General features: G+C 29.5%; 27 protein-coding genes. 11 read left to right on the top strand and 16 right to left on the bottom strand.

From position 1 onward, the window contains the following. Positions 1 to 4: 4 nt before the first annotated feature. A complete protein-coding gene (locus tag AC5SL8_RS05265; protein ID WP_271516301.1) occupies positions 5 to 409 on the top strand; it encodes a DUF2721 domain-containing protein in 405 nt (134 codons plus the stop codon). Here AC5SL8_RS05265 and AC5SL8_RS05260 read toward each other — a convergent pair. The 3 genes from AC5SL8_RS05260 to AC5SL8_RS05250 are packed head-to-tail and all read right to left on the bottom strand — an operon-like array spanning position 406 to position 2464. Then, the gene (locus AC5SL8_RS05260) at positions 406 to 1380 is read right to left on the bottom strand and encodes a quinone oxidoreductase family protein (RefSeq protein WP_494579464.1); all 975 of its coding nucleotides are present in this window, start codon (positions 1378 to 1380) and stop codon (positions 406 to 408) included. The two genes, AC5SL8_RS05265 and AC5SL8_RS05260, sit on opposite strands and share 4 nt — an antisense overlap. Next, positions 1380 to 2219 carry a pirin family protein gene (locus AC5SL8_RS05255; RefSeq protein ID WP_494579462.1) on the bottom strand — a complete coding sequence of 280 codons (840 nt, stop codon included), beginning with the start codon at positions 2217 to 2219 and terminating at the stop codon, positions 1380 to 1382. Before AC5SL8_RS05255 ends, AC5SL8_RS05260 begins: the two co-directional genes overlap by 1 nt. 8 nt (positions 2220 to 2227) lie before the next feature. Next, a complete protein-coding gene (locus AC5SL8_RS05250) occupies positions 2228 to 2464 on the bottom strand; it encodes a CDGSH iron-sulfur domain-containing protein (RefSeq protein ID WP_494579461.1) in 237 nt (78 codons plus the stop codon). A 94-nt stretch (positions 2465 to 2558) separates the two neighbouring features. Here AC5SL8_RS05250 and AC5SL8_RS05245 point away from each other — a divergent pair, with 94 nt between their 5' ends. Next, the gene (locus AC5SL8_RS05245; protein ID WP_271516308.1) at positions 2559 to 2918 is read left to right on the top strand and encodes a winged helix-turn-helix transcriptional regulator; all 360 of its coding nucleotides are present in this window, start codon (positions 2559 to 2561) and stop codon (positions 2916 to 2918) included. On the opposite strand, the gene AC5SL8_RS05240 is transcribed toward AC5SL8_RS05245, so the two are convergent. Next, positions 2911 to 3573: a haloacid dehalogenase type II gene (locus tag AC5SL8_RS05240; RefSeq protein ID WP_494572938.1), complete on the bottom strand. Its 663-nt coding sequence runs from the start codon at positions 3571 to 3573 to the stop codon at positions 2911 to 2913. The two genes, AC5SL8_RS05245 and AC5SL8_RS05240, sit on opposite strands and share 8 nt — an antisense overlap. A gap of 17 nt (positions 3574 to 3590) precedes the next feature. Here AC5SL8_RS05240 and AC5SL8_RS05235 point away from each other — a divergent pair, with 17 nt between their 5' ends. The 9 genes from AC5SL8_RS05235 (at position 3591) to AC5SL8_RS05195 (ending at position 11720) form a co-directional block, all read left to right on the top strand. After that, entirely contained in the window at positions 3591 to 4292 is a 702-nt protein-coding gene (locus tag AC5SL8_RS05235) for an RsmE family RNA methyltransferase (RefSeq protein ID WP_494579459.1), read from the top strand. A 61-nt stretch (positions 4293 to 4353) separates the two neighbouring features. Beyond that, on the top strand, positions 4354 to 5169 hold the full coding sequence (gene coxB / locus AC5SL8_RS05230) for a cytochrome c oxidase subunit II (RefSeq protein ID WP_494579457.1): 816 nt from the start codon (positions 4354 to 4356) through the stop codon (positions 5167 to 5169). Positions 5170 to 5171: 2 nt separating this feature from the next. Beyond that, entirely contained in the window at positions 5172 to 6806 is a 1635-nt protein-coding gene (ctaD, locus tag AC5SL8_RS05225) for a cytochrome c oxidase subunit I (RefSeq protein ID WP_494572935.1), read from the top strand. 26 nt (positions 6807 to 6832) lie between these two features. Next, positions 6833 to 7744, top strand: a complete 912-nt coding sequence (gene cyoE, locus AC5SL8_RS05220) for a heme o synthase (protein WP_494579456.1) — start codon at positions 6833 to 6835, stop codon at positions 7742 to 7744. 121 nt (positions 7745 to 7865) lie between these two features. Beyond that, positions 7866 to 8402 carry a cytochrome c oxidase assembly protein gene (locus AC5SL8_RS05215; RefSeq protein WP_494579455.1) on the top strand — a complete coding sequence of 179 codons (537 nt, stop codon included), beginning with the start codon at positions 7866 to 7868 and terminating at the stop codon, positions 8400 to 8402. Between the two features lie 3 nt (positions 8403 to 8405). Continuing rightward, complete coding sequence (locus AC5SL8_RS05210; RefSeq protein ID WP_494572932.1) at positions 8406 to 9194, top strand: cytochrome c oxidase subunit 3; 789 nt, start codon at positions 8406 to 8408, stop codon at positions 9192 to 9194. A 10-nt stretch (positions 9195 to 9204) separates the two neighbouring features. Beyond that, complete coding sequence (locus AC5SL8_RS05205; protein ID WP_494579453.1) at positions 9205 to 9858, top strand: SURF1 family protein; 654 nt, start codon at positions 9205 to 9207, stop codon at positions 9856 to 9858. Further along, positions 9859 to 11238: a threonine synthase gene (gene thrC, locus AC5SL8_RS05200; RefSeq protein ID WP_494579451.1), complete on the top strand. Its 1380-nt coding sequence runs from the start codon at positions 9859 to 9861 to the stop codon at positions 11236 to 11238. Then, complete coding sequence (locus AC5SL8_RS05195) at positions 11235 to 11720, top strand: peroxiredoxin (RefSeq protein ID WP_494579450.1); 486 nt, start codon at positions 11235 to 11237, stop codon at positions 11718 to 11720. Before thrC ends, AC5SL8_RS05195 begins: the two co-directional genes overlap by 4 nt. Here AC5SL8_RS05195 and rnhA read toward each other — a convergent pair. The 12 genes from rnhA to AC5SL8_RS05135 all read right to left on the bottom strand — a co-directional run bounded on the left by rnhA (position 11712) and on the right by AC5SL8_RS05135 (position 20731). Further along, complete coding sequence (gene rnhA, locus AC5SL8_RS05190) at positions 11712 to 12137, bottom strand: ribonuclease HI (RefSeq protein ID WP_494572928.1); 426 nt, start codon at positions 12135 to 12137, stop codon at positions 11712 to 11714. The two genes, AC5SL8_RS05195 and rnhA, sit on opposite strands and share 9 nt — an antisense overlap. After that, the gene (locus AC5SL8_RS05185) at positions 12137 to 13105 is read right to left on the bottom strand and encodes a homoserine kinase (RefSeq protein ID WP_494579448.1); all 969 of its coding nucleotides are present in this window, start codon (positions 13103 to 13105) and stop codon (positions 12137 to 12139) included. Before AC5SL8_RS05185 ends, rnhA begins: the two co-directional genes overlap by 1 nt. Then, complete coding sequence (gene ispH, locus AC5SL8_RS05180) at positions 13106 to 14050, bottom strand: 4-hydroxy-3-methylbut-2-enyl diphosphate reductase (protein ID WP_494572926.1); 945 nt, start codon at positions 14048 to 14050, stop codon at positions 13106 to 13108. It lies immediately after the preceding gene. Next, the gene (locus AC5SL8_RS05175) at positions 14040 to 14864 is read right to left on the bottom strand and encodes a Brp/Blh family beta-carotene 15,15'-dioxygenase (protein ID WP_494572925.1); all 825 of its coding nucleotides are present in this window, start codon (positions 14862 to 14864) and stop codon (positions 14040 to 14042) included. The genes ispH and AC5SL8_RS05175 overlap by 11 nt, the downstream gene beginning before the upstream one ends. Positions 14865 to 14967: 103 nt before the next feature. Continuing rightward, a complete protein-coding gene (locus tag AC5SL8_RS05170; RefSeq protein ID WP_494579446.1) occupies positions 14968 to 16044 on the bottom strand; it encodes a lycopene cyclase family protein in 1077 nt (358 codons plus the stop codon). Beyond that, on the bottom strand, positions 16031 to 16882 hold the full coding sequence (locus tag AC5SL8_RS05165; RefSeq protein WP_494579444.1) for a phytoene/squalene synthase family protein: 852 nt from the start codon (positions 16880 to 16882) through the stop codon (positions 16031 to 16033). The genes AC5SL8_RS05170 and AC5SL8_RS05165 overlap by 14 nt, the downstream gene beginning before the upstream one ends. Continuing rightward, positions 16882 to 18339: a phytoene desaturase family protein gene (gene crtI, locus AC5SL8_RS05160; RefSeq protein WP_494579442.1), complete on the bottom strand. Its 1458-nt coding sequence runs from the start codon at positions 18337 to 18339 to the stop codon at positions 16882 to 16884. Before crtI ends, AC5SL8_RS05165 begins: the two co-directional genes overlap by 1 nt. Positions 18340 to 18378: 39 nt before the next feature. After that, positions 18379 to 18876: a F0F1 ATP synthase subunit B family protein gene (locus tag AC5SL8_RS05155; protein ID WP_494572921.1), complete on the bottom strand. Its 498-nt coding sequence runs from the start codon at positions 18874 to 18876 to the stop codon at positions 18379 to 18381. Continuing rightward, on the bottom strand, positions 18866 to 19456 hold the full coding sequence (locus tag AC5SL8_RS05150) for a F0F1 ATP synthase subunit B family protein (RefSeq protein ID WP_494572920.1): 591 nt from the start codon (positions 19454 to 19456) through the stop codon (positions 18866 to 18868). Before AC5SL8_RS05150 ends, AC5SL8_RS05155 begins: the two co-directional genes overlap by 11 nt. A gap of 5 nt (positions 19457 to 19461) precedes the next feature. Further along, on the bottom strand, positions 19462 to 19689 hold the full coding sequence (locus AC5SL8_RS05145) for a F0F1 ATP synthase subunit C (RefSeq protein ID WP_006997791.1): 228 nt from the start codon (positions 19687 to 19689) through the stop codon (positions 19462 to 19464). 19 nt (positions 19690 to 19708) lie between these two features. Next, positions 19709 to 20443 carry a F0F1 ATP synthase subunit A gene (locus AC5SL8_RS05140; protein ID WP_494572919.1) on the bottom strand — a complete coding sequence of 245 codons (735 nt, stop codon included), beginning with the start codon at positions 20441 to 20443 and terminating at the stop codon, positions 19709 to 19711. Positions 20444 to 20455: 12 nt separating this feature from the next. Further along, positions 20456 to 20731 (bottom strand): AtpZ/AtpI family protein, encoded by a 276-nt coding sequence (locus AC5SL8_RS05135; RefSeq protein WP_494579441.1) that lies wholly within the window; start codon positions 20729 to 20731, stop codon positions 20456 to 20458.

Raw genomic sequence — 20731 nt, 5'->3', positions numbered from 1 at the left:
TCGTATGAATATAGATTACACAGTTACAGCATTGATGTTTCCAGCCATTCCTCTATTGATGAGTGTATATAGCAACAGATTTCACTCTTTGAGTAAGCTTATTAGACAGCTTCATGATGAACATGTGTATGAAAATCATATTCCTCCTGAGTGGAAAAAACAGTTTATAAATTTAAATGGAAGAATTGTTCTTTTAAAGTGGACTATTATGTTTGCTGCATTTGGTTTTTTATTTAATATGCTGACTGTTTTTGCTCTGTACCTAAATGAGATTTTTGCTGCAAGAATAATCTTTGGGTCATGCTGTTTATCGATGATGATTTCAATTATTGTTTTTATGAGAGAAATTCAAGTATCAACAAATGCATTAAAATTGCATATGTCTGATATGGATGTTGATTTAGATTAATTAGGAATAATAACTGCAGGGCCAGTTAATAGTCTTGCTTCTAATTCATCATGAGCCTTTTTTGCATCATCAAGCGCATATTTTTTTGAAATTTCAACTTTAAATTTCCCAGATAAAATTGCATCAAAAACTTTTTTTGCAGACTCAACCAATTCTTCTCTTGTCATTGTGTAATGTGCAATAGAAGGACGAGTAAAAAATAATCCTTTTGCATTAATATGTTTTTTAACATCTATAGTATCAACGTACCCTGATGCATTACCAAACGCGACCATCATGCCTCTAACTTTTAATGTTTCAATTGATCCATCAAATGTTTTTATTCCAACACCATCATAGACAACATCAACTCCATCTTTACCTGCAATTTTTTCTACCTCTTCAACAAAATTTGTATCTGTATAATTGATTACATGATGACATCCATTTTTTTTAGCAATAGCCTCTTTTTCTTTAGAGCCAACAGTTCCAATAACTTCAGCTCCTAATGCATTAGCCCACTGACATAATATTTGGCCAACACCACCAGCTGCTGCATGGTATAAAACTTTATCACCTTTTTTAATTGGATAAGCTCTGTGTAATAAGTATTCAGCAGTTATTCCTTTAAGCATAATACAAGACGCAATTTCATCTGAGATACCCTCTGGAACTAAAACTAATTTTTCTTGAGGAAATAATTGTTTTTCTGAATAACTTCCAATTGGCATTGACGAGTGAGCCACTCTATCGCCAACTTTAAATAGATCAACATCAGAACCCACTTCTTCTATTATTCCACATGCCTCTAGGCCAATTCCACTTGGAAGAGGAATAGGATACAAGCCTGTTCGGTGATAAACATCAATATAGTTAAGACCAATTGATAAATTTTTTATCAAAACTTCTTTTGGACCTGGTTTACCAATCTCAATATCTTTAACTTCTAAGACTTCAGGGCCACCAAATTTTTCTATTTTAATAGTTTTCATTATTTTACAAATGTATCATTATGATAATCTTGAACTGCTTGCAAGATTTCTGCTTTAGTGTTCATTACAAATGGACCTCCCCTAGCAATAGGCTCGCCAATTGGTTTTCCAGATATCAATAAAAACTTAGCTTTAGTTAAGCTAGAGACTTTTAATTTTTTACCTCTAGTTAGGATAATTAAAGTAGAATCTTTAACGGCATCATGATCTTGATTGCCAACTTTAATTTCACCTTCAACTAAATATATTAATGAATTGTGAGTTGAGGGAAGATCAAAATTAAATTCTTTTCCTTTTTCAAGTTCTACATCAAAATAAACAGGTTCAACGTTATGGCCCTTAACAGGTCCTTCTGCATCTTGAAATTTTCCAGCAATCACTTTGACAGTCTTATCATCATCTTTATGAGTGCTCATTTTATCTGCGTCAATATAAATGTATTCAGGCTTTGTCATTTTTAATTTAGCAGGCATGTTTACCCATAATTGAAACCCATGAAGCTTACCCTCTTTCATTGCAGGCATTTCTGAATGAATTATTCCACTTCCTGTTTTCATCCATTGGACATCTCCAGCAGTCATTATTCCTTTGCCACCTGTGCTATCTTTATGTTCAAAGTCACCAGCCAGCATATACGTTACTGTTTCAATTCCTCTGTGAGGGTGGGGAGGGAAGCCTCCAATGTAATCATCTTTATTTTCAGAACCAAACTCATCCAACATTAAAAAAGGATCGTGGTAATCAATAAGGTGAGTACCAATACTTCTTTTTAATTTAACACCAGCGCCATCTGATGCTGAAACTGGTTCTATTATCTTTTCAACTTCAATATTTGCCATTTTCTAAATTACTTATTATGAGAGCCATCACAAAGAGGCTGATTGTTTGTTGCTTTGCATGTACAAAAAAAAACTTTTTTTGTCTCTTCAGCTTTATAAGCTAGAGGAGTAAATTCAGAGCCTTTGTGAGAACCATCACATAATGGTTGTTTTGAACTTTTTCCACAAGCACACCAATAATAAGATTTATCTTTTTCAACTTCTACTGCAATCGGTGCATCTCCTGCTCTATGTGCATTTGTCATTATTAACCTTTCAATTTGATTGAACTGTATTTAATACTTTGTTATGAATAATGCAATAAGGCAATATAATCATACCAGTATATAAAATCATACCATGAAAAATTTAATAGATTGTCCAGCTGAAAGAGCCGTCTACTTTCTTGGAGGTAAATGGAAAATTAGGATCTTGTTTGGTTTACTACAAAGAAAAAAAATGAGATTTGGTGAGTTTAAAAAAGCATTAAAAACTATTACACAGCAAATGTTATCTAAGCAGCTTAAAGAGTTAGAGGCTGATGGTATAATTAATAGAAAAGTTATTCAAATAATGCCCCCAAATGTTGAGTATTCACTTACTGAATTTGGTCTTTCAGTTATGCCTATTTTAAAATCTTTTTCTGAATGGAACAAAAAAAATACTCGAACTATTTCAGTAAAACTAAATAAGAATTTTGAAGAGAATAGAATTAAATAATATCAAGTAATTGTTTTAAGTTTTTAACTTCATCTTTAGGTTTATAATCAAGATTATCAAAAATATTATTATTTCTATTTACCCAAATAGAACTGTAACCATAATTCCCACCACCAGAAACATCCCAAGTGTTAGCACTTAAAAATGCAACTTCTTCTTTTTGTATTTTGTATTTTTTAATTGGCAAGTCATAAACTTTTGCGTCTGGTTTATAAATTCCAACTTCTTCAATTGAAAAAATATCATCAAATATATTATCTAGATTATTACTCTTAACTAATTCATTAAGAAGAGAGGGTGTTCCATTTGAAAGAATACCTAATTTATAATTTTTTTCTTTTAATCTTTTTAAAACCTCAGGTACCTCAGGAAAAGGTGAGAGAACCTTATAAAGATTTAATAATTCATTTCTCATTGATGAATCTATTTCGTAAGCCTTCATAGATTTATCCAAACTATCTTCGGTTACTTGCCAAAAGTCCTTATGTCTATTCATTAGACTTCTAAGCCAAGTGTATTCAAGTTGAGTAGTTCGCCAATAATTAGCAAAGCCTTCCCATTTATCACCAATTTTATCTTTACATTTTTCTGCAGCTGAATTGACATCAAATAAAGTGCCATATGCATCAAAAATTATTGCTTTAATATTTTTCATAATTTAACTTAATATTAATGAGTAATATTAGATTATTTTTTAAAGAAAGTTTATCACTTAATTTAACCGCTAAACTTAATAAATCACAATCTCACTACGTAAACAAAGTTATGAGGATTGAAGTGGGTGAAATTTTTTCATTATTTAATTGCAATGGAGAGTGGGAAGCAAAAATTTCAACTATTTCAAAAAGTATAGTTGAATTTAATATAACGAAACAATTAAGACAAAAAGAGACTTTAAATGAATTATGGTTAGCTTTTTCACCCATCAAATCAAACTATTTTAATTTTATGATTCAAAAAGCAACAGAACTTGGTGTCACAAAATTTCTTCCAATAATATTTGACAGAACAATTGTAAGAAAAATTAACAAAGATAGATTAGAAAAGATAATCATAGAAGCTGCTGAACAATCTAATCGTATTAACGTCCCTTTTGTTGAAGATCCTCAATCTTTGCAAAATTTTTTAAAGGAAAAAAAAATGGATTTAATATTTACAGATTTAAACTCTGAAAATAAAAAATTAAAATTAAATAAATTAACTCATAATCCAACGTGTGTAATTATTGGTCCAGAAGGAGATTTTTCTGAAGAGGAAAGGAAGGAGATTCTTGGTTTTGACGGAGTTCAGCCAATTAAGATAAATGACAATATACTTAGGTCAGAAACTGCTGTAATTACAGCGTTATCAATTGTTAATTATGCAATTAATTGATATTTTGTCGCGAAAACTAAAGTGTAATTTTTTAAAAGACACTTTATATAGTGTGTAACAAATGAAAAAATTTTTAATAACAATTATAGCTACAATGTTAATGACTAGTGCTTGGGCGGATCAGCCTAAAAACTGGCAACTAGGCTTTCAAGATTCAGCTTCTCAAAGTATGACTGAGATTGTTAGTTTTCATAACAATATTCTTCTTCCTGTAATTATTGCTATTAGTGTTTTTGTTTTATTCCTAATGATTTACGTTTGTATAAGGTTTAGAGCGTCAAACAATCCTAACCCATCAAAAACTACTCATAATGTTGCTGTGGAAGTTTTATGGACATTAATTCCATGTTTAATTTTAATAGTGATGGCTGTTCCATCATTTAAAATTTTATATAAACAAGATACGATTCCAAAAGCTGACCTAACAATTAAAGCTGTAGGTTACCAGTGGTACTGGGGATATGAGTACCCCGATGAAAATATTATTTTTGAATCATATATGATCAAAGATGACGACCTAAAAGAAAACCAACCAAGATTACTAACTGTTGATAATGAAGTTATCGTTCCAGTTAATAAAGTGGTTAAAGTTTTAATTACAGCTAATGATGTTTTGCATGCTTGGGCATTACCATCATTTGGGGTTAAGAGAGATGCTGTTCCTGGAAGAATTAATGAAACTTGGTTTAAAGCTGAAAAAGTTGGAACGTACTACGGTCAATGTTCTGAACTTTGTGGAATAGAGCATGCTTTTATGCCTATTACAGTAAAAGTTGTGACAGATGAAGAATATGCGATATGGTTAACAGAGGCAAAAATGAAATTTGCTAAAGAGCCAATTACAGAAAATGAATATAAAAAAATAGCGAGTAAATAATAATGTACACACAAACAGCATCACACGACGATCACCACACGCCAACAGGTTGGAAACGTTGGGCTTACTCAACTAACCACAAAGACATTGGTACAATGTATTTAATTTTTGCAATTGTTGCAGGAATTATTGGTACAGCTTTTTCAGTATTAATGAGAATTGAATTGATGCATCCTGGTGATGGAATTTTAGGTGGCAACTATCACCTATACAATGTGTTGGTTACAGGCCATGGATTAATAATGATTTTCTTTATGGTGATGCCTGCAATGATTGGGGGATTTGGTAATTGGTTTGTTCCAATTATGATTGGTGCACCTGATATGGCTTTTCCTAGAATGAATAATATTTCATTTTGGTTATTACCAGCTTCATTTATTTTATTATTACTTTCAATTTTTGTAGATGGCCCTCCAGGTCAACAAGGTGTTGGTGGAGGATGGACTTTATATCCGCCTTTATCATCTAAAGCTGGACAACCAGGACCTGCAATGGATTTTGCTATTTTAAGTTTACACTTAGCTGGGGCTTCTTCAATTTTAGGAGCAGTTAACTTTATTACAACAATTTTAAATATGAGAACACCAGGTATGACTTTGCATAAAATGCCATTATTTGCTTGGTCGGTTTTAGTTACTGCATTTTTATTGTTATTATCACTTCCTGTTTTAGCAGGTGCAATAACAATGCTTTTAACGGATAGAAATTTTGGAACTGCATTTTTTGATGCTCAAACTGGAGGAGATCCAGTTTTATACCAACATTTATTTTGGTTCTTTGGTCACCCTGAAGTTTATATTTTAATTTTACCTGGCTTTGGAATGATTAGTCATATTGTTTCAACATTTTCTAAAAAACCTGTATTTGGATATTTAGGAATGGCTTATGCGATGGTTTCAATTGGTGTTGTCGGGTTTGTTGTTTGGGCTCATCACATGTACACAGTAGGTTTAAGCACAGATACTAAAGCATATTTTTTAGCTGCAACAATGATTATTGCGGTCCCAACTGGGATTAAAATATTTTCATGGATTGCAACAATGTGGGGTGGATCAATTTCATTTAAAACTCCCATGATGTGGGCATTAGGTTTTATATTTTTATTTACGGTAGGTGGTGTAACAGGTGTTGTTCTTGCAAATGCAGGTGTTGATACTGCAATGCATGATACTTATTATGTAGTTGCTCACTTTCATTATGTATTATCTTTAGGTGCGGTATTTGCAATCTTTGCAGGATTTTATTATTGGTTTGGTAAAATGTCTGGGTATGAGTATTCAGAATGGATGGGGCAATTACATTTTTGGTTAACATTCATTGGAGTGAACTTAGTATTTTTTCCTCAACATTTTTTAGGTTTAGCTGGAATGCCAAGAAGATATGCTGATTACCCTGATGCATTTGCAGGTTGGAATTACGTATCCTCTGTGGGCTCTTATATTGCAGTTGTAGGCTTGCTAGTATTTTTTGTTAACTTAATTTATTCTTTTTCAAAGAAAAAAGCTGCGGCTCAAAACCCTTGGGGAGAAGGTGCAACAACTTTGGAATGGACAGTTCCATCACCACCTAACTTCCACACTTTTGAAGAGTTACCAAAGTTTGAAGATATTGATGGTGTCGAAAAATCTACTAGTTAGTAAAACTATAATTTTTATAAATATTAATGATTAATTCTAAATTAAAAAATAGAAATTTAAGACAAGCAGAAATTTTTAGTTTTTCTGAATTACTTAAATTAATGAAACCAAGAGTTATGTCTTTGGTCATTTTTACTTGTGCTGTTGGACTTTTAATGGCGCCTGTTACAGTACCAACTCTAGACGCAATGATTGCAATTTTCATTGTTTCAGTTGGGGCAGGAGCAGCTGGTGCATTAAATATGTGGTACGAATCTGACCTTGATGCGTTAATGACTCGAACTTGTTTAAGACCAATTCCAATGGGTAAAGTAAATAAAAAACAAGCTTTAATTTTTGGAATTTTGCTATCATTTTTTTCTGTAGTTGCACTAGACTATTATGCAAATACCCTATCAGCAGCTCTACTACTTTTTACAATTTTATTTTATGTTTTCATTTATACAATTTGGTTAAAAAGAAAAACTCCACAAAATATTGTTATTGGAGGAGCAGCAGGAGCTTTACCTCCAGTAATTGGCTGGACTATTGCAACCAATTCACTTTCTTTAGAAGCATTAACTTTCTTTTTAATTATATTTTTTTGGACACCATCACATTTTTGGGCATTAAGTCTTTATAAGTCAGATGATTATAAAAAAGCTAAAATACCAATGTTACCATTAACCAATGGTGTGGAGGCTACAAAAATAAATATTCTTGTTTATTCACTGTTAATGTTGCCAATGGTTGTTTTACCATATGCAATTGATTTTGTTGGACTAATATTTTTAATACCTGCTTTAGCTTTAACGCTTTATTACAATCTTTTATGTTTTCAACTTTATAAGTTCAAAGAAAATAAATTTAACCCCAAGAAAGCTAAAACAATATTTGGATACTCAATTTTATATTTATTTTTGATATTCGTTATTTTTTTAATAGATAAAATATTATGATGGTGCCTGATAAAAAAACTAAGCGAAAAAATATTTTAACAGCAGTTGCAATATTAGCATTTATGATTTTTTTATTTTTTTTTACTCTCTATAATACTGGTGTTTTTGATAGACAAATATAATGCAAAATAAAACACTTACACCAATTTTATTAGCGGGAATATTTTTTCTAATGTTAGGATTATCTTTTGCTGCAGTTCCTTTGTATGATTTATTTTGTAAAGTAACAGGCTTTGGTGGTACCACCCAGGTATCAAGACAGGCCCCTGAGTTAGTTTTAGATCAAAAAGTAAGTGTTAGATTTGATACCAATGTTAATAAACTTCCATGGAACTTTAAAGCCAAGACAAATGTTATGGATGTAAAAATTGGTCAAGTAAATAGTATAGAATTTGAAGTTGAGAACTATGGAAATGAGACAACTTACGGTGTTGCAAGCTTTAATGTTTCACCATCAACATTCGGGAAGTATTATAGTAAATTAGGCTGTTTTTGTTTTGAAAAACAAGAGTTAAAACCAGGGGAAAAGGTTATATATATAATGACTTTTTATTTGGATCCAGAAATGGTAAATGATCCTGGTACTAAAAATATTAAAGATGTAACTATGTCCTATACTTTTTTCTCATCAGATTACTATAAACAGCCCCAAATATAAAATATGTCTGCAGAAAAAAAACATGATTATCATTTAGTAGATCCAAGCCCTTGGCCTATTTATGTATCTTTCTCTTGTTTAGTTCTAGCTATAGGTTCGGTTTATTATTTACACAACGAAGTATCTTGGGGAATGTACCTTGGTTTAGCTTTACTTTTATATGGAGCATACATGTGGTTTAGAGATGTTGTTATTGAGGCAGAACATCAAGGTCATCATACTCCAGTTGTACAAATTCACCATAGATATGGAATGACACTATTCATAGCATCTGAAGTAATGTTTTTTGTTGCATGGTTTTGGGCTTATTTTGATATAAGTTTATTCCCCAATGAATTTGTAGGAAGTGTTTGGCCACCTCAAGATATAGAAACACTTGATGCTTGGGATCTTCCATTAATTAATACACTTATTCTACTATTATCTGGAACAACAGTAACTTGGTCACACCATTCATTGATTGAAGGTGATAGAAAAGGTTTTATTCAAGGATTAATTTTTACAGTTATCTTAGGGTTTAGCTTCACGTTACTTCAAGCATATGAGTATAGTCATGCAGCCTTTAATTTTTCAGGACACATTTATGGATCAGTATTTTATATGGCAACTGGATTTCATGGATTTCATGTCATCATAGGAACTATATTTTTAGCTGTATGCCTTTGGAGAGGTAAATTAGGTCATTTTAATAAAGACCATCATTTTGGGTTTGAAGCAGCTGCATGGTATTGGCACTTTGTTGATGTTGTTTGGTTGTTTTTGTTTGCAGCTATTTATGTTTGGGGAAGTTAGTTTCTAGCCTTTGAGATATAAATTTTTATTTTCTATTTTTGTTTTTTTCTTCATATCTGTATTTGTAGCTTTAGGAAGTTGGCAAATTGTTAGACTTAATTGGAAGTTAGAATTAATTAATCAAATAGAAACATCCCTTAAGGATACTCCGGTTGATTTATCAAGTAGTAAACACACAAACTATCTTAGAGTTAAAACTAGTGGTTTGATTGATTTTGAAAAACAAATCTATCTTTATAATTTAGATGAAAAAGGCAAACCAGGATTTGAAGTTATTAGTCCATTAACAGTTGAGAATAGAAACTATTTACTAAATAGAGGGTGGATACCTTTTGATAAAAAAAATGATCAAACAATAAATCTTATAGACTCTAGTAATATTAATGGAATTTTAAAAAAGCAAACAAAGTCTAATATGTTCAAGCCAGAAAATGACATCCCAAATAATTATTGGTTTACTTTAAACAGAGAGGATGTTTTTAAATATACTGGGAAAAATTTTTCTCCTTATATAATTTATCTTTCTGGACAAAATGATCTTCCTAAAACAAAATCAATTACTGCAAACATTTCAAATAATCATAAAAAATATGCACTAACTTGGTTTTCATTAGCGATTTCGATTCTTTTAATATATTTATATTTAAGAAAAAAAAATTATTAGATGAAGTATATAAGCACTAGAAATAATTCAAAAGAGCATAGTTTTGAAGAAGTATTTATAAAAGGATTAGCTGACGATGGTGGACTATTTATTCCAAAGGAGATTAAAAAATATACTCAAGAAGAATTAAATTCATTAAGTGAATTGAGCTACCAGGATTTAGCTAAAAAGATTATCTATCCCTTTATAGGTGATTTTATGTCTGAGTCTGAGTTGTCTTTGATCATAGATAAATCATATTCAACTTTTCGAAAAAAAAATGTTGTTGATTTAATAAAACTTGGTGACACAAAAGTTTTAGAGCTATTTCATGGTCCAACACTTGCTTTTAAAGATGTTGCAATGCAGTTGCTTGGAAATTTTTATGAATTTTATTTAAGCAAAAATAGTAAAAATATAAATATTATTGTTGCAACATCAGGAGATACTGGTGCTGCGGCCATAGATGCAATTAAGGGTAAAAAAAATGTAAATATATTTGTCCTTCACCCTCATAATAAAGTTTCACCCGTTCAAAGAAAAATAATGTCCACTGTTAAAGAGAATAACGTCTTTAATATTGCAATAGAAGGAAACTTTGATGATTGTCAAAATTTAGTTAAAGTGATGTTTGCAGATAAGGATTTTTCAAACTCGATTAATATGTCGGGAGTTAATTCTATAAATTGGGCAAGAATAATTGCCCAAGCTGTTTATTATTTTTATACTTACTTCTTAATTAAAGATAAAAAATCAATTAATTTTTCAGTTCCCACAGGAAATTTTGGTGATGTATATGCTGGCTACTTATCAAAAAAGATGGGTCTTCCAATAAATAAATTAATAGTTGCAACGAATAAAAACGATATTTTACATAGAGCAATATCAACTGGAAAATATGAGGTTGAAACAGTTTTCGAAACTAATTCACCAAGTATGGATATTCAAGTTGCCAGTAATTTTGAAAGATTAATTTATGATTTGAATGATTTTGATGACATAGAAACTAAAGATGTAATGATTAAGATAAAAGATGAAGGAAAGTATATCTTTGCAAAAAATAGATTAGAAAAAATTAGAAAGGATTTTCTCTCTGAAAGTATGAATGAAGAGGAAGTAATAGAAACGATAAGAAATATCTATAATAAATATAAAGTAATATTAGATCCTCATACAGCGATAGGTCTTGGCGCTTTAAATAAAATAAATATAGAGGGAGATAATATTGTTTTAGCAACGGCACATCCTTGCAAATTTCCAGATGCTATAGATAAATCAATTTCAATAAAGCCAAGCCTACCCAGTGAATTACAATATATTATGGATAAAAAAGAGTATTACGATATAGTTCCTAATAACGTAAGTAAAACCAAACAATACATTAAGGACAAATTAAAATGAAGTTGAGAGAAAATGAAAATATTCCTAGTGCTGATTTTTTTATCTTAGAGAATGGAAATCCTATAAAAAAAAATACATTAGAATTTTTTAAGGATAAAAAAATAGTTTTATTTGGACTTCCTGGTGCATATACTTCAGTTTGTTCAGCCAAGCATTTACCTAGCTATGTTGAAAGTTATGAGCAATATAAAGCTAAAGGCATCGACCATATTGCTTGTATTTCAGTTAACGATCCTTTCGTAATGGATGCATGGGGAAAAAGTCAAAATGTTGGTGACAAAATTATAATGATGGCAGACCCAATGTTAGATTTTACCAGAGCTATTGGTGCAGATATTGATAAGAGTGCTAGAGGCCTAGGTATTCGATCGAATAGATATACAATGTTATTAGATAATCTTAAGGTTATTAAAGTACAAGAAGAAAAAGATACAGGTGCTTGTGAAATTTCAGCAGGTCAAAATTTTTTAACTTTAATTTAGTTCAGCAGCTTTTTTAGCTAATAAATCAACTTCTTCATTTAAGGCATTGCCAGCATGAGCCTTAACCCAGATCCATTTTATTTTATACGATTTAGTTAATTCATAAAGTTGCATCCATAACTCTTTATTTTTAACCGGCTCTTTCTTAGAAGTTTGCCAATTATTTTTGATCCATTTATGGATCCATTCAGTAATACCTAACCTTACATATTGTGAGTCAGTATAAATTTCGATTTCGTTATTTTTGTCAATTTCTTGAAGCGCCATGATTGGAGCCATCAGCTCCATTTTATTATTAGTAGTATCTTTAACACTTCCACTAATTTTTTTAATTATCTCATTATCATTTATAATTGCAGCCCAACCTCCATTTCCAGGATTATTTAAACAGGAGCCATCTGTATAAATTTTGATCATTATTTATAATAATCTTTGTAGTCCGTAAGATTGTTGTGAATAATTAATTTTTGTAAATATTCTCTAGGGTCCTTAATCTTAATTAATGCATTATTTGGTGTATTAAAAAAATCATAAATTCTTGTTAAAAGATATCTCAAGGCAGCGCCTCTGCACATTAAATTAAGTGACTGCTTTTCTTTTTTTGACAGAGATCTTATTGCTTCATATCCATTAATTAAATTTTTTATCTTTTTATTATTCATTACAAAATTATCTTTCTTTTTATCAAAACATAATGCATTTATACAAATTGCAATTTCATAAATAAAATAATCATTAGAAGAAAAATAGAAATCAATGAATCCTGAAAATTTGTTTTTTTTAAAAAAAATATTATCTATAAATAAATCTCCGTGAATAATTCCCTGGGGTAAGTTTTTAGGCCAATGTTTCAGAATATCTTTAAAACATAGATTTAGAGTTTTCTTAAGGTTAGGTAAAAATTTATAGGATTTAAAATTAATACTCTTCATTAAGCCACCAAGCTTATTAATTGACATGGAATTCTGTCTACTTAACTTTAGTTTAGATGTAACAGTATGAAATTTTGCAATATTTTTTCCAATATCAAAACAATTTTTGTAGTTAAGATTTGTTTTATCTTTGCCTTCTAAAAAGGTTACAATACAGGCAGATTTTTTTTTAATTTTACTTATATGAGAACCTTTTTTAGTACGTAATGGCTTTGGACATGCAATTTTTTTTTTATTAAGCTCTTCCATCAAGTTCATAAAAAATGGTAAATCTTTTTTTTGAACTCTCTTTTCAAAAATTGTCAGGATAAATTTATTTTTTTTTGTTTTAAGTAAATAATTGGTATTTTCTATTCCTTTTTTAATACCTTGAAATTTTTTAACTTCATTTATTTGATAATCATTAACCAATGAAGAGACATCTCTTTTTGAAATTTTTGTATATACAGCCATCTAATTAAGTTTGCCAGGAACTTTAAAAACAATATTTTCTTTTATAATTTCAACAACCTCAATCTTTACTTTATATTTACTTTTAATTTGATCAATAAAGTTTTCAACTAAAACTTCAGGGGCAGATGCTCCTGATGAAATACCAATTGTTTTACAATTTTTCAATTTATCAAATGGGATGGAACTTTCAGAATGTATTAGTTCAGAATGTGGGCAACCAGCTTGTTCTGCAACTTCAACTAATCTTACAGAATTTGAGGAATTTCTACTTCCAAGGACAAAAAACATATCGCACTTTTTTGCAATATTCTTAACTGCTGCTTGACGATTAGTTGTTGCATAACAAATGTCCTCTTTAAATGGCTCTTTTATTTCTGGGAATTTTTTTTTAAGAGCTTTAATTATTCCTTTAGTGTCATCAATAGAGAGAGTTGTTTGAGTTACATAAGCAATTTTTTTATTCCCATCCAATTCATAGGCCTCAACATCATGCTCATCTTGTATTAAATCAATTGTTCCATTTGGTAGCTGACCCATAGTACCAATAACTTCTGGATGGTTATTGTGCCCAATAAGAACTATATGATAACCAGCTTTATGTAAATTTTCAGCTTCTCTATGAACTTTAGAAACAAGTGGACATGTAGCATCAATATATTCCATTTTGTAATCATTAGCTTGTGTAGGTACCGATTTTGGAACACCATGTGCTGAAAATATTACTGGTCTGCTTTTATCTTGAATTTCATCAAGCTCTTCAACAAAAATTGCCCCTATGGCTTTAAGGCTATCTACAACATATTTATTATGAACTATTTCATGACGAACATAAACTGGTGCACCATATTTATTTATACTTTTTTTTACAATTTCTATGGCTCTTTCTACTCCTGCGCAAAATCCGCGTGGAGCAGATAGTAAAATTTTTATCTCTTTATTTTTCATTTTTTTCTAAAAGGTATTCGAGCAATATATGTGGAAAGGTCAAAGACGCCAAACCAATAAATATAGTTTTAAATATAGCATCATTGATAGGATAATAATTTGTAAGAAAATATAGGCTTATAATATAAAATATTGCAGTTAATATTGTTAGTGGCATAGCTTTTTTCATAAATTTAAGACTTCCACTTTTGAAATCAATATTATCTATTTCATTTATTAATGAAATGGAGTGTCTAAAAGAATGTAAAAAACAAAAATAAACTGTAAATGCAACCAAAGGTGAAAAAAAATAGTTTAAGATTAATATCGAAATAAAGTCAAAAAAAATTAGAATATTAAGTATTTTAAAATCCCTGCTAAATAAGTAAATATGAACAATCAGAGTAATCAAAAATATATAAAAAATTAGATTATTAGTTTCAATAAAACTGAATATTAGATAAAAATTTTCATTTTCAACTAATAGCAATTTAAAAATATTGACTGTTTCGGTAAAGTGAAACATTAGAGGTGCTATAATCACAAGTAAGCCTTTAAAAAAATAAAAAATAATATCTTTATTCGATTTTTTTTGTATCAAAAAATCTGTATCTTCTTTTCCAAAATGGTAAGCAGCCACAATCAAGAATACAACCAAAGATAATGTGGGAATAGAAAGCCAAAAAATAATTATGATAATAGCAATCAGTAAATACAGTAAGTAAAAAATAGAATTATTTTTAATTTTATAAAAATTTAGAAGCCTTTTCCCTTTTTGGTTATCTAGTGCACCATGAGAAATACCAATTGAAAGTATAAGAAATAAACAAATCATAGGAGATATATATAAATTTTGAAACTGGTCAAAAATGATTGAAAATATACTAGTAAAAATAAAAAAAACTAAAGAGTGAAAAAAATTGAATTTGTTAATTTGACTATTTATCATTTTTAAATAAAGCTTTAATGAATATCCATTTTGGCATTTTCAATATTACAGATAAGTCTTGGAATAAATTACTTTTATTTGATAAAAATTTTATAACATTCTTAGGTAGCCCATTAAACATGTTCATGAATATATTTGGCATTTTATTGGGGTGACTATTAAGCACTCTTAAAAATATTTTATCTAAAAATTTATATTTCGCACCAATATTATATTTTTTACATTCATGGATATTATGAATATTTTTTCTTATATATTTGCTATGTTCTTGAATATTCAAAAAAGTATAACCGGTACTTAGTCTAGTCATTCCCCCGGCGGTACCAATATTTATTATATTTTTTTTATCATTGGTTTTAGGATAAAATAAAGGAATTGCACCTTCCTCTTCATATAATATTTTGTAATCTTTTATATTAAGATGATTAACAATATAATTTTGCAATTGATTATCATAATCTTTTAGTGAATTATTAGCCATTGTTGATAACCAAGTTGTTTCTACTAGTGCTCTATTTTTAGAATATGGAAGTGTATAAAAAAAATGAACACTATCCCTTTGATCACAATCAAAATCCATTAAATTAAAAATTTGGTCATCAAAATCATTTTTTTTAGTTTCAATTTCAATACCTTTAAAGTGTTGCCATAATTGATTTTGATTAGCTTTAAATGAAGAAACACTATTAAAAATAAAACCTTTATCCAAATTTATTTCCTCAGAACTTTTATAAAAGCTAATATTTTTATTTGTATTTAATTTGCTATTAATTTTTTCATAAAACAAGCCACTATCTATAGATTCATAAGGCAAATCACTACATTCTATAAATTTAGTTTTATTGGGAATATTAATTGAAAAATTAATCCAACTTTTTTTTACACAATCTGTAAAGTTGTGCTCTAAAGTCTTCCAATAAGACCAAGTTTTATCTCTTTTATATTCTAACCTTGGTTCAATTATTGCTAAAGTTTTGTCTCTGAGCTTATTGTGAATTTCAAGCTCATAGGCTAGGGATAGACCTGCACAACCACCACCAATTATAACGTAATCAAATTCTTTCATCTAAATTTATTTCTTGTTTAATCAAGAGATGTTCTTCTTCTCTTAGATGACTTTTTTCATTCGTAAATGATAATAAAATTAAATCATATATTGAGAGAAATGTTTCAAATAATTTACTAAAATTACTCACATAAATCTTTCCACTTTTATTATAATTATCAATATTTCTTTTTTGTAAAATATTGTCTCCGATTTTTTTATAAATTCTTCTAGCTACCAATATTGCAAATCTAAAAGTAAAAGGAATTTTTTTTATAGAGTTAAAAGAGCTCTCATAGAAAAGATCAGCTATCCTTAAAGTTTTTTTTATATTCTCAAAGTCATATTCTATGTAAAATCTATTATTATTTGCATCTTCTACAACATCTCTGGATATATTGGTTAGTTGCATCGCTATGCCAAGATCTATTGCAGCTTTCATTGATTTTTTATCTTCAACATTTAAAATTTTTGCCATCATTAAACCGACTGTGCCAGCTACTCGATAAGAATAAATTAATAGTTCTTTTTTTGTATTTAGTTTAACTATTTCACTTAGATCAGATTCAATACCATCAAATAAATCATCTATAACCTTTATTGAAATCTTATAATTTTCTATTAAAGACCACATATTTCTAATTACCAAGCTATCAAAATTTTTATTTAAGAACTGACTTTTAAACTCCGATAGTTTTTTTATTTTAATATCTAAATCATTCTTATCATCTGCTATATTGTCTACTGTTCTACAAAAATCGTATAAAGAAGAACAATCTTTGTATGTATTTTTTGGAAGAAAAAAAGCTGCCCAATTAAACGACTTGGCATAAATAGATAAATAATTGTTTTTTAACATTATAATATTTTATCTAAAACTTTTGCTGAAGATAGTACGCCTGGAACTCCTGCACCCGGGTGCGTTCCTGCTCCAACAAAATATAATCCATCATAAATTTCTGATTTATTATGAAATCTAAAATATGCAGATTGAGTAAATTTTGGCTGGATCGAAAAACCTGATCCAAATTTGGTATTTAATTCATTTTCAAAATAATCTGGTGTTAAATAGAAATCTTCAATAATATTTTCTCTAAGATTGGGTAGCAATGCTTTTTCCATCTTATCTATTACTAAATTCTTCATTCTTTCACCTTCAATTTTCCAATCAATTTTGGATTGATTGTTTGGGACTGGCACAAGAACATAGAAACAATCATTTCCCTCAGGTGCCATTGATTTATCTGTAGCTGATGGTCTATGCAGGTAATAACTTATGTCATCGTTTAATTTTTTATTTTCAAAAATATCACTCAGATGTTCTTTGTATTTTTCACCAAATTTGATCGTGTGGTGCTCTACATCTGGGTATGTTTTTTTTGTTCCAAAGTAGTAAACGAATAGGCCCATAGAATACTGCATTCGATTTTGCTTCCATTTAAATAGAGAGCTTGTTTTATTTAGACTTAAAAGTTTTTCATATACAGCAGGAGGATCAGCGTTACATATTACGTTATTTGAATGAATTTCTTTTTGATTATCTAATTTTACTCCACTAATTTTTCCATTATTTGAAATTATTTCTGTAACCTCATGTCCTTTGATTAATTCAATTTCTTGTTCAATCATTAATTTTTCTAAGCCGTTGATTATATTACCAGTTCCACCCATTGAGTAATGAATGCCCCATTTTTTCTCTAGATATAGAATTAATCCGTATATAGAGGTTGTTGTAAAAGGGTTTCCACCAACTAATAGAGGATGCATACTCAGCATACGTCTTAATTTTTCATTTTTTATATATGAAGAAACTAATGAATAAACTGATTTATAGCTTTTAAGCTTTAGTAAAGAAGGTAATTGCTTCATCATCACAAGAGGCTTATCAAATGGAACATCAGCTAGTTCTGTGAAGCCTTTATCAAATATTTTTTTTGTGAATTTTACAAGCTGCTCATAACCTTTTACATCTTCTTTGCTTATTGTCTCAATTTGCTTTTTCATTTGATCTTCATCTCCAGAATAATCAAATACACCTCCATCTTCATAAATGAATCTATACCAAGTTTTTAAAGGAGTGAGTTTTATGTAATCTTGAGACTTTTTATTAAATAAAGTGAAAAGCTCTTCAATTAGATAAGGTGCAGTAATTACTGTTGGACCGCCATCAAAGGTAAAGCCATTTTTTTTAAATACCCTAGCTCTTCCGCCTAAGTCAGGGTGTTTTTCAATTAAAGTTACTTTATGATTTTTAGCTCTTAATCTTAATGCTGCGGCTATACCACCAAACCCAGAACCAATGACTATAGATTTCATTAGGTTAATTTATATTTTTTTTAAAGAATTGTAAGGTAATTATGAGCTTATTTCTTTTAAAGCTATTTTTGTTTCTTCAACATTTTTTTCAAAAAGACCATCAAGTTTTGATTTATCAACAGATGTGTTAATAATTTTTTTAACAGAATCAACAGCGATTTTAATTGAAACATCTTTTATTTCTTTAAGTGCAGCCTCTTTCATTTGTGAAATTTTATTTTCTGCTAATTTTTTTTTAATTTCTGAAGATTTGTGAAATTTATCATTCATTTCGATTATAAGATGTTCACTATCTTTTTTAGCTTGTCGCAAAATATCATTACTTATTGTTTGTGCGGTATCAAGTTTATTTTGAGCGTTATCCAACAAGACTTTCGCTTCTTGTCTTAGCTTTTCACTTTCATCTATTTCATTTTTAATATCAAGGATAAGCTTATTTAAAAGTTCATTAATTTTTTGAGGTATTTTTAAATAAATTAAAACCCCTAAAAATATTAAAAAAGATATAGCTACCCAAAAAGTTCCATCAATTATCATAATATTTAACCATTTTTTTTCTCGAAAGATCTTCTACTATTGCAGAGATGCTACTACTGTTAACTTCAGCCCCTATTAGTTTCTGTAGTAAGTCTGAAGAGGTCTCAACAGCAATCTTCTTAATTTTCTCTGGAGCGCTATCTCTAAAAGTTTTTATTTCAATCTCAGCTTTATTAACTTCTTCATCAAGTTCTTTTTCTAGTGTTTCTTTTTTTATACTAATGTCCTTCAGCACTTCTTCTCTAGCTTGTTTAAAGTAGTTTTTTGCTTCATTTTTGCTGCCTTGTATTATTTTTTCGTATTCTTTAATTTTTTGTTCACTTTCTTCTCTTTGCTTTTCCGCAGCCTCAATGTTTTCTAAAATTTGAGATTTTCTATTTTCTAGATTGGCACTTATTTTTGGAAGTATAAGTTTAGATAAAACAACATATAAAATTCCAAAAGTAATAATTAGCCAAAAAATTTGAGAAACCCAAAACTCAGGATTTAATTGAGGCATTCCACCACTTTCAGCTGCAAAAGCTTCCATAAAAAACAGGAAGCTTAAAAATATCGACTGAAAAAATATTTTTTTAATCATTAAATTTAAAATGCAAATAAAATAATTAACGCTACAACTAATCCAAATAGGCCAGTTGCTTCAGCTAAAGCAAAACCTAATAAAAGATTAGGAAATTGTTTTTGAGCTGCAGATGGGTTTCTCATTGCACCAGAAAGGTAATTACCAAAGATAATTCCAATTCCAACACCGGCACCTGCTAGAGCTATTGCTGCTAGTCCTGCCCCGATCATTTTTGCTGCTTCTAATTCCATTATATCCTCCTTATGTTAGTTAATGGTGTAAATTTAATGCATCATTTAAGTAGATGCAGGTTAAGATTGCGAAAACATATGCTTGAAGAAAAGCAACTAATATTTCCAAGCCAGTTAGCGCAACCGAAAAACTCAGTGGAAGCCATCCACCAACTATTCCAAGGCTTATTACAAAGCCTCCGAAAACTTTCATCATGGTATGACCAGCCATCATGTTTGCAAACAAACGAACTGAAAGACTAATTGGTCTACTTAAGTAAGAAATTATTTCTATAACAACTATTAGCGGCAATAGTAAAGCAGGCACCCCGCTAGGCACAAATAATTTTAAATATCCCAATCCATGTTTCATAAATCCAATAATTGTGACTCCCAAAAAAATAAATGAAGCTAAAATAAAAGTAACAATAATATGACTAGTTACTGTAAAGGCGTAAGGGATCATCCCAAACATATTGCAGAATAGTACAAACATAAATATTGAGAAGATAAACGCAAAGTATGGTTTTGCTTTTGATCCTGCTGTATCACTAATCATTTTGGAAACAAAAGTATAGCTTAATTCGGAAAGAAGTTGCATCTTGCTTGGTAGTAAAGAGTTTTTTTTTGACCCTAAATTAAAAACTAATAAGATTGCAAGTGAACTAATCACCATAAACAAACTTGCGTTTGTGAAAGAAATATCTATTGCTCCTAATTTAATTTCTGGTCCAATTCTATAAACTTCGAATTGGTTCATTGGGTTTGTAGCCATAATTTTTTAAGTCTATTTTTGCATATTCTTTGCAGATCTAAATACGTTTATAATTCCAGCAACAACACCTACAAAAAAAAATATTAATATTAACCAGGGTTTAGTACCAAAGGTCTTGTCTAAAATAAACCCTATAATTGTCCCAACTGCCACTGCAGACACTAATTCTGTACTTAATTTAAAGGCAGTTCCAATAGAGGAGGCTGCCTCTTCATTTTTAATAAGATTTTTCTTTGTAAACTTTGTTTTTGCAATCTCCAAGCGAGTTTTAAGGTCTTCTTTTGGCAT

The sequence above is a fragment of the Candidatus Pelagibacter sp. PS_41 genome (assembly GCF_059417725.1).
The sequence above is the reverse complement of the archived record's forward strand: the minus strand, read 5'-3'. Positions and strand labels throughout refer to the sequence as shown.

Excerpts from the sequence above, each read along its gene's own strand:
- AC5SL8_RS05265 (WP_271516301.1), top strand. The coding sequence starts at position 5 with ATGAATATAGATTACACAGTTACAGCATTGATGTTTCCAGCCATTCCT.
- AC5SL8_RS05260 (WP_494579464.1), bottom strand. The coding sequence starts at position 1,380 with ATGAAAACTATTAAAATAGAAAAATTTGGTGGCCCTGAAGTCTTAGAA.
- AC5SL8_RS05255 (WP_494579462.1), bottom strand. The coding sequence starts at position 2,219 with ATGGCAAATATTGAAGTTGAAAAGATAATAGAACCAGTTTCAGCATCA.
- AC5SL8_RS05250 (WP_494579461.1), bottom strand. The coding sequence starts at position 2,464 with ATGACAAATGCACATAGAGCAGGAGATGCACCGATTGCAGTAGAAGTT.
- AC5SL8_RS05245 (WP_271516308.1), top strand. The coding sequence starts at position 2,559 with ATGAAAAATTTAATAGATTGTCCAGCTGAAAGAGCCGTCTACTTTCTT.
- AC5SL8_RS05240 (WP_494572938.1), bottom strand. The coding sequence starts at position 3,573 with ATGAAAAATATTAAAGCAATAATTTTTGATGCATATGGCACTTTATTT.
- AC5SL8_RS05235 (WP_494579459.1), top strand. The coding sequence starts at position 3,591 with ATGAGTAATATTAGATTATTTTTTAAAGAAAGTTTATCACTTAATTTA.
- coxB (WP_494579457.1), top strand. The coding sequence starts at position 4,354 with ATGAAAAAATTTTTAATAACAATTATAGCTACAATGTTAATGACTAGT.
- ctaD (WP_494572935.1), top strand. The coding sequence starts at position 5,172 with ATGTACACACAAACAGCATCACACGACGATCACCACACGCCAACAGGT.
- cyoE (WP_494579456.1), top strand. The coding sequence starts at position 6,833 with ATGATTAATTCTAAATTAAAAAATAGAAATTTAAGACAAGCAGAAATT.
- AC5SL8_RS05215 (WP_494579455.1), top strand. The coding sequence starts at position 7,866 with ATGCAAAATAAAACACTTACACCAATTTTATTAGCGGGAATATTTTTT.
- AC5SL8_RS05210 (WP_494572932.1), top strand. The coding sequence starts at position 8,406 with ATGTCTGCAGAAAAAAAACATGATTATCATTTAGTAGATCCAAGCCCT.
- thrC (WP_494579451.1), top strand. The coding sequence starts at position 9,859 with ATGAAGTATATAAGCACTAGAAATAATTCAAAAGAGCATAGTTTTGAA.
- AC5SL8_RS05195 (WP_494579450.1), top strand. The coding sequence starts at position 11,235 with ATGAAGTTGAGAGAAAATGAAAATATTCCTAGTGCTGATTTTTTTATC.
- rnhA (WP_494572928.1), bottom strand. The coding sequence starts at position 12,137 with ATGATCAAAATTTATACAGATGGCTCCTGTTTAAATAATCCTGGAAAT.
- AC5SL8_RS05185 (WP_494579448.1), bottom strand. The coding sequence starts at position 13,105 with ATGGCTGTATATACAAAAATTTCAAAAAGAGATGTCTCTTCATTGGTT.
- ispH (WP_494572926.1), bottom strand. The coding sequence starts at position 14,050 with ATGAAAAATAAAGAGATAAAAATTTTACTATCTGCTCCACGCGGATTT.
- AC5SL8_RS05175 (WP_494572925.1), bottom strand. The coding sequence starts at position 14,864 with ATGATTTGTTTATTTCTTATACTTTCAATTGGTATTTCTCATGGTGCA.
- AC5SL8_RS05170 (WP_494579446.1), bottom strand. The coding sequence starts at position 16,044 with ATGAAAGAATTTGATTACGTTATAATTGGTGGTGGTTGTGCAGGTCTA.
- AC5SL8_RS05165 (WP_494579444.1), bottom strand. The coding sequence starts at position 16,882 with ATGTTAAAAAACAATTATTTATCTATTTATGCCAAGTCGTTTAATTGG.
- crtI (WP_494579442.1), bottom strand. The coding sequence starts at position 18,339 with ATGAAATCTATAGTCATTGGTTCTGGGTTTGGTGGTATAGCCGCAGCA.
- AC5SL8_RS05155 (WP_494572921.1), bottom strand. The coding sequence starts at position 18,876 with ATGATAATTGATGGAACTTTTTGGGTAGCTATATCTTTTTTAATATTT.
- AC5SL8_RS05150 (WP_494572920.1), bottom strand. The coding sequence starts at position 19,456 with ATGATTAAAAAAATATTTTTTCAGTCGATATTTTTAAGCTTCCTGTTT.
- AC5SL8_RS05145 (WP_006997791.1), bottom strand. The coding sequence starts at position 19,689 with ATGGAATTAGAAGCAGCAAAAATGATCGGGGCAGGACTAGCAGCAATA.
- AC5SL8_RS05140 (WP_494572919.1), bottom strand. The coding sequence starts at position 20,443 with ATGGCTACAAACCCAATGAACCAATTCGAAGTTTATAGAATTGGACCA.
- AC5SL8_RS05135 (WP_494579441.1), bottom strand. The coding sequence starts at position 20,731 with ATGCCAAAAGAAGACCTTAAAACTCGCTTGGAGATTGCAAAAACAAAG.